Source organism: Rhabdobacter roseus, assembly GCF_014202275.1.
Classification (GTDB): domain Bacteria; phylum Bacteroidota; class Bacteroidia; order Cytophagales; family Spirosomataceae; genus Rhabdobacter; species Rhabdobacter roseus.
Genome location: NZ_JACHGF010000011.1, coordinates 197,215 through 208,894, shown reverse-complemented (window position 1 = coordinate 208,894; position 11,680 = coordinate 197,215). Strand labels below are relative to the sequence as shown.

Genomic DNA, 11,680 nt, shown 5'->3' with positions numbered 1-11,680 from the left:
ACATGGCAGCCCAGATAGACTCATTTGCTGATAAGTTCCAAACCTTGATTCAGTTTATGACCCAAGAATTAGTTTTATGAGAAAGCCCTGTATCAGGAAACCACTGTCTTAACGATGGGACAATTTCTTCAAATGCTCCCTTTTATTGCATAAGCTCCCAGTATATCCATGAAAGAGGCCGTTTTTGTAAAACAAAATACCCCGCGCTGGGAAACCTACGAAAGTACCCCTACCCAGGACCCCGATGAGCTCACGGAGCGCTTCATTGCCCTCACCGACGACCTCTCCTACGCCCGTACGTTTTACCCTGGCTCCCGCATAACCCACTACCTCAACGGCCTCACGGCGCAGCTCCACCGGCAGCTCTACCGCAACCAGCGCGAAGACCGCAGCCGCATCAAGACCTTCTGGCGCTACGAACTACCCCTGCTGATGTACGCCGAGCGGTGGCGGTTGCTCTACGCGCTGCTTTTTTTTACGGCCGCTTTTTTCATCGGTTGGGTATCGGCCGCCCACGACGACACCTTCGTGCGGCTCATCCTGGGCGATGGCTACGTAAACCAGACCCTGCGGAACATCGAGCAGGGCGATCCGCTGGCGGTGTATAAGTCGTCCTCTTCGGCGGATATGTTTCTGGCCATTACCTTTAATAACATCCGGGTGGCGTTTCTGGCCTTTGTGCTGGGGATCTTTCTTTCGGCCGGTACGATGATGGTTCTGATGCAAAATGGCATCATGCTCGGGGCGTTCCAGTACTTTTTTCACGAGCGGGGCTTGCTGGCGGCTTCCATTCTCAAGATCTGGATTCACGGCACGCTGGAGATCTCGGCCATTGTCATTGCGGGTTGTGCCGGGTTGGTGGTGGGCAACAGCCTGCTGTTTCCGGGTACCTACACGCGGCTGCATTCGTTTCGGCGGGGTACCCAGGCGGGCCTGAAAATCGTGGTGGGGCTGGTGCCGGTTTTTGTGCTGGCGGGTTTTCTGGAAAGTTTCGTGACGCGCCTGACGCTACCCGGATGGGTGAGCGTCAGCATCATTGGCCTTTCGGCGGTTTTTATTGGGTGGTACTTTGTCGTATACCCCCGGCGGCTAGCCCGGGGTACTTTGGACCATGCGTTGCCCAATCGTGGAAAAGTAGCCGTAGAACGGCACGCCCAAGGTACCTTTTGAAGAAAAGTTTAGCCCGGTGCGCGGTAGGGGTACTTATCTTTTGCTTATTTTCAAGGGTCCTTCCATTTTTAACATGTAATCCCGTACCGGCAGGTACTTTTCATTCATGATGCAACAACCACCCATTGAACTGCTCCGGGAGCGTGACTTCGGTCAAAAGATCAACGCTACGTTTGAATTTGTAAGCCAAAACTTCCGGTCCCTGGTGCTGGCGCTGATCTACATTGCGGGGCCACCGGCCCTGCTGGCGGGCATAGCGCAAGGCGTGTTGGCTTCCAACATGCTGGGGCTACGGTCCAATCCCGACCAGATCGGGTCCTTTATCCTGGCGCAGTACCTTTCGTACTCGTTTTTGGTGAGCCTTGTTTTCAGCCTGGTGGCGGCCTACCTGGTAGCAGCGACCGTGTACTCGTTCATGGCCTTGTACGAAGAGGAAAGTACCTTTACGGTTTCGGAACCCATTACGCCGGGGCGGGTATGGAGCAAAATCACCGAGCGCCTCGGTACGGGGATCGGCGCGGCCCTGCTGGCGTTTGTGATTACCCTGGCGGGGATGATCATACTGGTGCTGCCGGGCATTTACGCGGCCATCTGTTTGCAGTTTGTGCTCATGGTCGTGATCCGGGAGGGCGATAGCGCCGACAGCGCCCTGGGGCGCAGCTACCGGCTGGTCGAGGGCAAATGGTGGTCTACCTTCGGCTTGCTGGTGGTGATGGGCCTCATTGCGGGGGTTATTTCCATTGTATTTCAAATTCCTTCCTTCATACTAACCATCCTGGGCACGATCAGCCTGCTTGGTGACAAGGACAGCTGGAACGACCACGGCATCCTGGTGATGCTCGGGAGCGTGATCTCCATCGTAGGCAGTACGCTGGTGCGGAGCCTGATCGCGGTGGCGATGGGCTTTCAGTACTACAACCTGGTGGAGCGCGTGGATGGTACCGGCCTGCGCACGGCCATCGAGAACATTGGCAGCCCGGATACGCCCCGGCCCGACACGGAGGAGGATTTTTAACAGAAAAGGATTTCCTCCGTAAAAAGAGGGGCCTGCGGGGTACTTTGTAGATCAGGGCTTTTGCCCTATATTGCTGCTAGGTACCTGATGACTATCTTTCGAATGAATTACTAATTAAAGTGACGTTAGAAATGAAGAGAAATGTTGTTTTGCTGTTTGCTTTCCTGATTGCGCTTGCCTCCTGCAAAGAAAAAGAAACACCCCTCCCAATCCCAACGCCCGAATTTAGCCTGGCCGATGAGTACTATGCCATTCATGAATACATTCAAATCAAAGAGGTTAGTGAGGCCGACCGCTACCGGTGGGATTTTGGCAATGGCGTTACCTCCACGGAACGGATTCCTAATGAAATCAGGTACGATAAGCCGGGCGTGTACACGATCAAGCTGACAACCTACCAAGCGGGCAAGGAAAGTACCGTAGAAAAACTCCTGAAAATAGGGGCGTACTTTGTGTATGAAGTGCAGTTACTGAGCTATTTCGAAAACTACGCTTTGGAGGGGGGCGACCTGGCCGCGCCTTCGGAAGGTGCTCCTAATGTATACTTAGAAATAGCGGGTTACCATCCAGAAGATAATCTTAAAACGCAAGCCTGGTATACGAGTGAGGTGCGTAACGGCGTCAGCCGGGCCGACCTGCCATTGACCTGGGCCGTAGACCGCATCCCGCTGGGCGGATCGGTTTACTTACCCCACACATTCTATCCCTTTATCCATTTTTACGACCATAACTCCGACAAAGCCGACCGGCAAATTGCGAGGAACCTGGTGGCAGGAGCCAGGATAAATAATCACTTTGATAAAGCGAAAAAGGAAGGCTACTATTCCGTGCAGCGAGGAAACGACGATTGGGGCTCTCATGTTCGGGTAAAGTACCGTATCGAATTTCCATAACTAAAAAACGTTTTTCACCCGTTTCACCCAAACCCTCAGCGCGTACCGCCAAAGAATCAGGTATCGCTATGCAGACTAAAGTACCTCGCTATGCCAATCCGCCTTCTTTTTTGGGTACTTCTGCTGGGGCTGGGCTTTGCGCCCGCGGCTCGGGGCCAGGCTGATAGCGCGGCTCCGTTGCGGCTGGATCGCAGCGCCATCACCCCGCGCTACCCGGCGGCGGGGCAGCTGGAGGGGTTCCGGAACGACCGCCACTACCAGTACGACCGCGAAGTACCCCCGCCCGACAACCCGCTGCTGCGCTGGCTCGACTGGCTTTGGCGGCAGCTGACGGGCTTTCTGCAGGGAGAATCCTACCGGAGCTTTTGGCAGTACGTGCTCATGGCCGCCGTGGCCGCCATGGTACTTTACTTTCTCTACCGGGCCCGGGCCCTGGACTTTCTGTTTCAGCAGCGCGCGGGGGAAGGTACTTTGGCGTACGTGGTAGGCCAGGAGAATATCCACGAGATCGACTTCGACGAGGCCCTCGAACGGGTACTTGCCCAGCGCGACTACCGCCTGGCGACGCGCCTGCTGTACCTCAAAACCCTCAAGCAACTCACCGACCAGGAGCTGATCCACTGGCAGCCCAACCGCACCAACTACAGCTACCTGCAAGAGCTGGCCGCTACGCCGCTACAGCCGGAGTTTGAGCGCCTGACGCGCCGCTTTGAGTACGTCTGGTACGGCGATTTCCGGATCGGGGCCGAGGATTTCGGCGAAATGCGCGAATGGGCGCATTCTTTTTCTCAACAGTTATCCCGCCGCTGATATGCCTTTCCGTCTGAGCCGCTTTCACGTGTTTTTGCTGCTGGCCCTGGTAGGCTACGGGCTGTTTGAGTACTACCGACCGAAGCCCATCGACTGGCGACCTACTTTTTCCAATAAAGACAACATTCCCTTTGGCACTGAGGTACTTTACCGCCTCCTGCCCGACCTGCTCCAGCAGCCCTCGATCCCCAGCCTACGGGTACCTCCCTTCAACCACCTGCGCGAAGGCCAGCGCCCCGCCCGAAGTACCTGCGTGTATATCCAAACGAACTTTTCCATTGATAAAAACGACCGCGAAGCGCTGCTAAAGTACGTACGCGAGGGCAATACGGTGTTTATATCGGCCTACAGCTTCGCCGACTCGCTGCTGCCCACACTGGGTCTGCGGGCGGTGGAGCACCCGCCCGCCCTGCGCGACACCGCCCAGCGGGTCAACTTCGCGAATCCGGCGCTGCGGGCGCGGCAGGGGTACCTTTTTTCCCAGGACGACGGCCGTAACTACTTCCGGCTGGGCACCTCGCCCCGCATTACGGTGCTGGGGGTGAATCAGCGCCGGGAGCCGATCTTTGTGCGGGTAGCCTACGGCCAAGGTACCTTCCTGCTGCACAACCTGCCGTTGGCTTTTACCAACTACTACGTGCTTGCCCCAAGTACCTCCGACTACGCTTTCCGGGCGCTGTCGTACTTGCCGCAGCAGCCTACCTACTGGGACGAGTACCAAAAACAGGGGCGCTTCGGGGCCAACGAATCGTCGGTTTTGCGCTATATTGCCACCGAACCCGCCCTGCGGGCGGCCTACTACCTGGCGCTGATCGGGCTGGTGGCCTATGCGCTCCTGGCGGGTAAGCGGCGGCAGCGCGTGATTCCGGTCCTGGAGCCGCCGCGTAACAGCTCTCTGGAATTTGTCCGGACCATTGGCCACATGTACTACCGCCGGGGCGACCACGCCAACCTGGCCCGGAAGCGGATTCAGTACTTTTGGCTCTACGTGTGGGAGCGCTTCGGGCTACGCGCCGACGACGCGCTCCGTGAGCCGGAGCAGCTGGCCCGCAAGAGCGGCCTGGCCCTGACCGAAGTACAAGCGCTGCTGGCGGACATACGACGGGCCGAAGCCAACGCCGGGTTTTCGGCGGAAGCCTTGCGGGCGCTCAACGAACAAATAGAGCTTTTTTACCAGAAAACGAACGAAGCGAGCGGTACCTTCCTCAGGAAGATGCACTAAACCAAGCTAACCATGGATTATACCAACCGCCTGGATTTGGGCGAGATTAGCCAGACGATCCAAGCCGTCAAGGCAGAAATAGGCCGGGTGCTGATCGGGCAGGAGGCCACGATCGACTACCTGCTGACGGCCCTGCTGGCCGACGGGCACGTACTGCTGGAAGGTGTGCCCGGCGTAGCCAAAACCCTCACGGCCAAGCTCGTGGCCCGCACCATCGACCTGGATTTTGGCCGTATCCAGTTCACGCCGGACCTCATGCCGTCCGACGTGCTGGGTACTTCGATCTTCAATCCCAAAAGTACCCAGTTTGAGTTTCAGCCGGGGCCCATTTTTGCCAACATCGTGCTGGTAGACGAAGTCAACCGCGCCCCGGCCAAAACGCAGTCGGCGCTGTTTGAGGTAATGGAAGAGCGGCAAATCACCATCGATGGCCACACCTACCCGCTGGCGGCCCCGTTTCTGATCATTGCTACCCAAAACCCCATCGAGCACGAAGGTACCTACCGCCTGCCCGAAGCACAGCTGGACCGTTTTCTGTTCAAACTACGCGTAGACTACCCCAGCCCGGCCGACGAGGTGGAGGTACTTAGGGGCCACCACGCCCGGCGGAGCCTGGCCGAAGAAGTAGCCGCCCTGCGGCCCGTCCTGGCGGTGGCGCAGCTGGCGGCCCTGCGCGAAACCGTGCGGCAGGTACATGTGGAGGAGAACCTGTTTGGCTACATGGTACAGATCACGGCCGCCACCCGCGCGCACCCGGCCCTGTACCTGGGGGCTTCGCCGCGCGCCTCGGTGGCGCTGCTCAACGGCGCCAAGGCCCTGGCGGCCATCCGGGGGCGGGACTTCGTCACACCCGACGACGTGCAGGAGCTGGCCTATCCCGTGCTGCGCCACCGCCTCATGCTCACCGCCGAGCGCGAAATGGAGGGAGGTACCCCCGACGACGTGGTGCGCCTGATCCTGGAAAAAGTGGAAGTACCCCGCTAAGCCCGCCGTGCTCATGAACTTTATCCGCTCGCTGTACTTTCACCGCCGCACCTGGGCGTTGGTCGCGGGGCTGGCGCTGGGCTTTGTGCTGGCGTTTTTGCTGCCGCCGCTGCTGGGCGTGATGCAGGTACTGCTGCTGGTGTTTTTTCTGCTGCTGCTCGCCGATGGCCTGGCCTTGTACCGGAGCCGACAGGGCGTTTTTGCCCGACGAACTACCCCCGAGCGCCTTTCCAACGGCGACGAAAACGAAATGCAGCTGTTTATCGAAAACAGGTACCCCTTCCGCGTGGTGCTGGAGGTAATCGACGAAATCCCGCACCAGTTTCAGCGGCGCGACGTGCTGTTCAAAGTACCCCTGGAAGCCCGCAGCGAGCGACAGATCCGGTACACGCTGCGCCCCACGCGCCGGGGCGAGTACGACTTCGGGCGCGTCAACGTATTTTGCCATACGGCCCTGAGTCTGGTGGTGCGGCGGTACCGCTTTGACGAGTCCCGGACGGTGGCCGTGTACCCGTCGTTTCTGCAAATGCGGCAGTACGCCCTGCTGGCCGTGGCCAACCGCCTCAACGAAGCCGGCATCCGGCGGATTCGGCGCGTGGGCCACTCCCTGGAGTTCGACCAGGTACGTAGCTACGTGCCGGGCGACGACCGCCGTACCGTCAACTGGAAGGCCTCGGCCCGCCGCGGCGACCTGATGGTGAACGCTTACCAGGATGAAAAGGCGCAGTCGGTGTACTGCCTCATCGACAAAGGCCGGACCATGCAGTCGCCCTTCGAAGGCCTCACCCTGCTCGACTACGCCATCAACGCCTCACTGGTGCTGAGCAACATCGCGCTGCTCAAGCAGGACAAAGCCGGGCTCCTGACCTTCTCCGATACGCTGGGGCAGGTCGTCCCGGCTGAGCGCCGCTCGGGACACCTGCAAAAGCTGCTGGAGGTACTTTACCGGCAGAAAACCCGCTTCCTCGAAACCGACTTCGAGCGCCTGGGCGTAGCCGTGCGTACGCGCATTCGGCAGCGTAGTTTGCTGCTGTTGTTTACCAATTTTGAAACCCTGCACGGCCTCATGCGCCAGCTCCCCTACCTACGGCGCCTGGCGCGTGAGCACTTGCTGGTCGTGATTTTTTTTGAAAACACCGAAACCCAATCCCTGCTCGAAGCCCCGGCCCGCACCGTAGAGCAAATCTACCTCAAGACCATCGCCGAGCGTTTTCACTACGAAAAGAAGCGCATCGTGCTGGAGCTACAGCGCTACGGCATCCAGGTGATACTCACGCCCCCGCAGCAGCTCACGGCCAATACCATCAACAAGTACCTGGAGCTGAAGGCCCGAGGGGCTATTTGAGGTAGTTTAGCTTCTTTTTTGGTACGTTGCGTATAGCATAAGGGAGAGAAGTACGTAGGAATAATCCCGGTAAATTGACTTTTTATGGCAGGCAGCCAGGCCATGGGTACGTTCGGGTACTTGCTGGCTGATTTCATTTTTTGGAGAATAAATGTAATGCAATGCCGGTCCAGGGCAATATTAGTTTTGGTGCTCAAGAAATTTAAAGAGAGTTTTATACCTTTATTGGCTTAACAACTAGTTTTTATGTCCGAATTTGAAGCGTACCTCCGGCTGGGCTTTGAACACATCACCGACCCCCGAGGCTACGACCATATCCTTTTTGTGATAGCGCTTTGTGCCATCTATACGGTACGAGACTGGAAAAAAATCCTGATATTAGTAACCGCTTTTACCCTGGGGCACTCGGTGACGCTGGCGTTGGCTACGCTGCAAATCATCCAGGTGCGGTCTGATGTCATCGAGCTACTCATACCGATTACGATTCTGCTGACGGCAGTTATGAACTTTTTTCACCATATCCCCAAGACCACGCTCGTCACCGAGGAGAAGAGCTCACCGCTCCGCTACCCGCTGGCGCTGGTATTCGGGCTCATCCACGGGTTAGGGTTTTCCAACTACCTCCGCAGCCTGCTGGGCGGGGAGTCGAGCATCTGGCAGCCGCTGCTGGCGTTTAACGTTGGGTTGGAGCTGGGGCAATTGGTCATTGTGTTCATTGTGCTGTTGATTGCCTTTGGGCTAGTAGACCTGGGGCGGGTACCTAAGCGCAGCTGGAACTACATCCTGTCTGGTATCATTGCGGGCATGGCGCTGTCGCTCATCCTGAACGACGAGCTGTTTCAGGAACTAGTGGGGATGTCGAACGAATAAAAATGAAGATCTAATTAACCTAACTATCTATTTTACAGTCGATTTATTATGAAGAAAACCTTTGCTTTGGCGGTAGCTGTGTTGATGACTTGGGGAGCACAGGCCCAGCGCTTCCCGACCTCGCCCAACTACAACGCCAACACGACCTTTGAACAGCTGGGAACGACGCTCCCCACGCCCAACACCTACCGCACGGCCTCGGGCGCGCCGGGACGCGAGTACTGGCAGCAGCGCGCCGACTACGACATCAAAGTGGAGCTCGACGACGAGAACCAGCGCATTACGGGCTCGGAAACGATCACGTTTTTTAACAATTCGCCCGACGAGCTCAAGTACATCTGGCTACAGCTGGATCAGAACTTGTTCAAGAAAGACGCCGTGGGCGGCGTGAGCCGTACGGGTACCATCAACGACAAGGGAATGAGTACGGGCCAGCTCAACGCCATGAACGCGGGCCGCGGCTCCAACCTCAGCCCGGAGAAGGAATACGGCTACAACATCAAGGCCGTGAAGGACAAAGCAGGCAAAGCGCTGGTCTACACCATCAACGGTACCATGATGCGTATCAATCTGCCGGTACCCATGAAGCCCGGTACCAGCTTTGCCTTTGGCGTGGACTGGGACTACAACATCACGGAGTACTACGGCCGAAGCGGCTACGAGTACTTTGCCAAAGACGGCAACTACAACTACTTCATCGCGCACTGGTTTCCGCGCATGGCTCCCTACGACGACGTAAACGGCTGGCAGCACAAGCAGTTTCTGGGGCAGGGCGAGTTTGCCCTTATTTTTGGTAACTACAAGGTAGCCATCACCGTACCCGCCGACCACGTGGTGGCCGCCTCGGGCGAGTGCCAGAACTACGCGCAGGTACTTACCGCCGAGCAGCGGAAGCGCCTTAAGCAAGCCGAAACGGCCAAGAATCCGGTGATCATTGTGAGCCAGGCCGAAGCCGAGCAGGCCGAAAAGCGGACTGGTACTAAAGGGGCGAAGAAAACCTGGATTTACAAGGCCGACAACGTGCGGGATTTTGCCTTTGCCAGCAGCCGGAAGTTTATCTGGGACGCCATGCAGACCGACGTCTACGGCAACGGCCGCAAGATCTGGAGCATGTCGTTTTACCCTAAGGAGGGCAATCCGCTCTGGGAGCAATACTCGACGCGCGCCGTGGAGCACACGTTGCGCTCCTACGGCAACCGTACCTTCGAGTACCCCTACCCGGTGGCAATCTCGTGCCACGCCGTGGCCGGGGGCGGCATGGAGTACCCCATGATTTCCTTTAACGGCGGCCGCCCCGAGCCGGATGGTACCTACAGTGAGCAAGTGAAGTACGGCATGATTGGCGTCATTATCCACGAGGTAGGCCATAACTTTTTCCCCATGATCGTGAACTCCGACGAGCGCCAGTGGACCTGGATGGACGAAGGGCTGAACACCTTCTGCCAGTACCTGGCCGAAAAGGAGTGGGACTACAACTACCCCACGCGCCGGGGCGAGCCGCAATCGATTGTCGACTACATGTCGTCGGACAAATCGGTACTTTCGCCCATCATGACTTCTTCGGAAAATGTAATCGGTCTTGGGCCCAACGCCTACGCCAAACCCGCCGCCGCGCTGAACATCCTGCGCGAAACGGTGATGGGCCGGGAGCTGTTCGACTACGCCTTCAAAGAGTACGCCATGCGCTGGCGCTTCAAGAGCCCTACCCCGGCCGACTTCTTCCGGACCATGGAAGATGCTTCGGGTGTGGATCTGGACTGGTTCTGGAAGGGCTGGTTTTACGGCGTGGAGCCGGTGGATCAGGACCTGGTGAGCGTGGATTGGTTTAGCGTGGATACCCAGAACCCCGAGGTAGAGAAGGAGCTGGCCCGCGAGGCCGCCGCCCGCCGCGCCAATACCATCAGCAAGCAGCGCGACGCCGCCACCAAAGGCCAAACCGTGGTAGCGCAGGATTCGACCATGGCCGACTTCTACAACACCTACGACCCGTATAAAGTAACCGCCGCCGACCGCCAAAAGTACGAAGCGTACCTGGCCACGCTCTCGCCCGAAGAGCGGGAGCTGGTACAATCGAATACCAATTTTTATACGCTGACGCTCAAAAACAAGGGTGGGCTGGTGATGCCCGTCATTGTACGTATGGAGTTTGAAGATGGTACCGACTCGGTGGCGCGTTTCCCCGCCGAAATCTGGCGCTTCAACGACCAGCAGATCCAGAAGGTGATCTCGACCAAGAAGAAGGTCGTGCAGTGGACGCTGGACCCCTACTACGAGATCGCCGACATTGACACCGAGAACAATTCCTTTCCGCCGGTGCCCAAGCCCACGCGCTTTCAGATCTACAAGCAGCAGCAAATGCGCCGTCCGCCCAACCCCATGCAGCTCGAGAAGCAGGAAGGCGGAGCCGGAAGGCTGGGTACGGGCAGCGGTGGTAACTAAGTACCCTCCCGGGCTTTAAGACGTTAAAAAAGCACCGCCACGACCCAAGGTACTTGCCGGTCGTGGCGATGCTTTTATCAGGAAGGGTATTTTATCAAAAAGAGTAAGTGCCCGTGAGCCTTGCTGGAGGTACTTTCAAAACGAGACGATCAAGGTAGTTTTAGGCGGCTTACCACGATGGAGCGTAGTTGTCCGGCCTCCCAATATACCCTGATTTCTTCCATTTGATCGGCGGCGGTCTTGAACGCAAAGTACCATTGCGGCGACTGCGCCATGGCCGGGTCGTAAGCCTTAGCCAAGTCTTTGGTTATTAGAAATATGCGTTCAAATTTACTTGCGTATTGCTTTTGAGCTCTCACTTTGACGAGCTTCCCGTACAAATCCTCCGCCCGGTCGCCCAGCCGAACGGAAGCGTCGGCCTTGGCGGGCCATTGGGAGAGCTTCTGACCGCTGTTGAGGTAAATGCTCGTGACAACACCGGCCTCCAGGGTGAGCTGCACGCCGGCATCGGTACCCTGGTTTTCATCCAGCAAGATGTATTGGTAGAGCGGGAGGCGGCCTTGCAGCTGAGTAAGCTCCGAAGTAGCGTTGCTGACCACATTCAAATACGGCAGGCCTTCGGTTTGTTGCAGCGCTTGAATCGCGGTGTAAACCCGCTCTGCCGTCTCGTTGATACCCATGCCCCGGTAGCTGCCGGTCGTGATCGTGTCTTGGCTAAGAATCTCTACGGGTGGCGGGCAAATAGCGATCTGGGGATCTACTTCGGGACTGGTGAGGCAGCTGGTGCTCAGGCTAGTTAGGGCTATTCCCAGGAGGGCAAGTACCGTATTTTTCATTTTGTACTAAATAAAAAAAGTTGTAAGGTACCTGAAAGAGCCTTTTTGGGGGCCATTGGTTGCAAGGCTACGTTTATATTACCTAAAAAAGGTCGC

The 11,680-nt window shown here is 57.4% G+C and carries 10 protein-coding genes; 9 read left to right on the top strand and 1 reads right to left on the bottom strand.

The window, feature by feature from the left end; translation table 11 throughout:
- Positions 1–168 precede the first annotated feature (168 nt).
- The 9 genes from HNQ92_RS24490 (at position 169) to HNQ92_RS24450 (ending at position 10,748) form a co-directional block, all read left to right on the top strand.
- Complete coding sequence (locus HNQ92_RS24490) at positions 169–1,170, top strand: stage II sporulation protein M (protein ID WP_184178376.1); 1,002 nt, start codon at positions 169–171, stop codon at positions 1,168–1,170.
- Between the two features lie 106 nt (positions 1,171–1,276).
- Complete coding sequence (locus HNQ92_RS24485) at positions 1,277–2,185, top strand: DUF7847 domain-containing protein (protein ID WP_184178374.1); 909 nt, start codon at positions 1,277–1,279, stop codon at positions 2,183–2,185.
- Between the two features lie 131 nt (positions 2,186–2,316).
- Positions 2,317–3,078 carry a PKD domain-containing protein gene (locus HNQ92_RS24480; RefSeq protein WP_184178372.1) on the top strand — a complete coding sequence of 254 codons (762 nt, stop codon included), beginning with the start codon at positions 2,317–2,319 and terminating at the stop codon, positions 3,076–3,078.
- Between the two features lie 90 nt (positions 3,079–3,168).
- Positions 3,169–3,888, top strand: coding sequence for a DUF4129 domain-containing protein (locus tag HNQ92_RS24475; protein WP_184178370.1), 720 nt, complete (start codon positions 3,169–3,171; stop codon positions 3,886–3,888).
- A gap of 1 nt (position 3,889) precedes the next feature.
- Entirely contained in the window at positions 3,890–5,110 is a 1,221-nt protein-coding gene (locus HNQ92_RS24470) for a DUF4350 domain-containing protein (RefSeq protein ID WP_184178368.1), read from the top strand.
- Between the two features lie 12 nt (positions 5,111–5,122).
- On the top strand, positions 5,123–6,094 hold the full coding sequence (locus tag HNQ92_RS24465) for an AAA family ATPase (protein WP_184178366.1): 972 nt from the start codon (positions 5,123–5,125) through the stop codon (positions 6,092–6,094).
- A 13-nt stretch (positions 6,095–6,107) separates the two neighbouring features.
- Entirely contained in the window at positions 6,108–7,439 is a 1,332-nt protein-coding gene (locus HNQ92_RS24460) for a DUF58 domain-containing protein (protein WP_184178364.1), read from the top strand.
- 246 nt (positions 7,440–7,685) lie between these two features.
- Positions 7,686–8,309, top strand: coding sequence for a HupE/UreJ family protein (locus HNQ92_RS24455; protein ID WP_184178362.1), 624 nt, complete (start codon positions 7,686–7,688; stop codon positions 8,307–8,309).
- 48 nt (positions 8,310–8,357) lie between these two features.
- Positions 8,358–10,748 carry a M1 family metallopeptidase gene (locus HNQ92_RS24450; protein WP_184178360.1) on the top strand — a complete coding sequence of 797 codons (2,391 nt, stop codon included), beginning with the start codon at positions 8,358–8,360 and terminating at the stop codon, positions 10,746–10,748.
- 149 nt (positions 10,749–10,897) lie between these two features.
- Here HNQ92_RS24450 and HNQ92_RS24445 read toward each other — a convergent pair whose 3' ends face one another.
- On the bottom strand, positions 10,898–11,584 hold the full coding sequence (locus HNQ92_RS24445; protein WP_184178358.1) for a hypothetical protein: 687 nt from the start codon (positions 11,582–11,584) through the stop codon (positions 10,898–10,900).
- Between the last annotated feature and the right edge of the window lie 96 nt (positions 11,585–11,680).

Excerpts from the sequence above, each read along its gene's own strand:
- HNQ92_RS24490 (WP_184178376.1), top strand. The coding sequence starts at position 169 with ATGAAAGAGGCCGTTTTTGTAAAACAAAATACCCCGCGCTGGGAAACC.
- HNQ92_RS24485 (WP_184178374.1), top strand. The coding sequence starts at position 1,277 with ATGATGCAACAACCACCCATTGAACTGCTCCGGGAGCGTGACTTCGGT.
- HNQ92_RS24480 (WP_184178372.1), top strand. The coding sequence starts at position 2,317 with ATGAAGAGAAATGTTGTTTTGCTGTTTGCTTTCCTGATTGCGCTTGCC.
- HNQ92_RS24475 (WP_184178370.1), top strand. The coding sequence starts at position 3,169 with ATGCCAATCCGCCTTCTTTTTTGGGTACTTCTGCTGGGGCTGGGCTTT.
- HNQ92_RS24470 (WP_184178368.1), top strand. The coding sequence starts at position 3,890 with ATGCCTTTCCGTCTGAGCCGCTTTCACGTGTTTTTGCTGCTGGCCCTG.
- HNQ92_RS24465 (WP_184178366.1), top strand. The coding sequence starts at position 5,123 with ATGGATTATACCAACCGCCTGGATTTGGGCGAGATTAGCCAGACGATC.
- HNQ92_RS24460 (WP_184178364.1), top strand. The coding sequence starts at position 6,108 with ATGAACTTTATCCGCTCGCTGTACTTTCACCGCCGCACCTGGGCGTTG.
- HNQ92_RS24455 (WP_184178362.1), top strand. The coding sequence starts at position 7,686 with ATGTCCGAATTTGAAGCGTACCTCCGGCTGGGCTTTGAACACATCACC.
- HNQ92_RS24450 (WP_184178360.1), top strand. The coding sequence starts at position 8,358 with ATGAAGAAAACCTTTGCTTTGGCGGTAGCTGTGTTGATGACTTGGGGA.
- HNQ92_RS24445 (WP_184178358.1), bottom strand. The coding sequence starts at position 11,584 with ATGAAAAATACGGTACTTGCCCTCCTGGGAATAGCCCTAACTAGCCTG.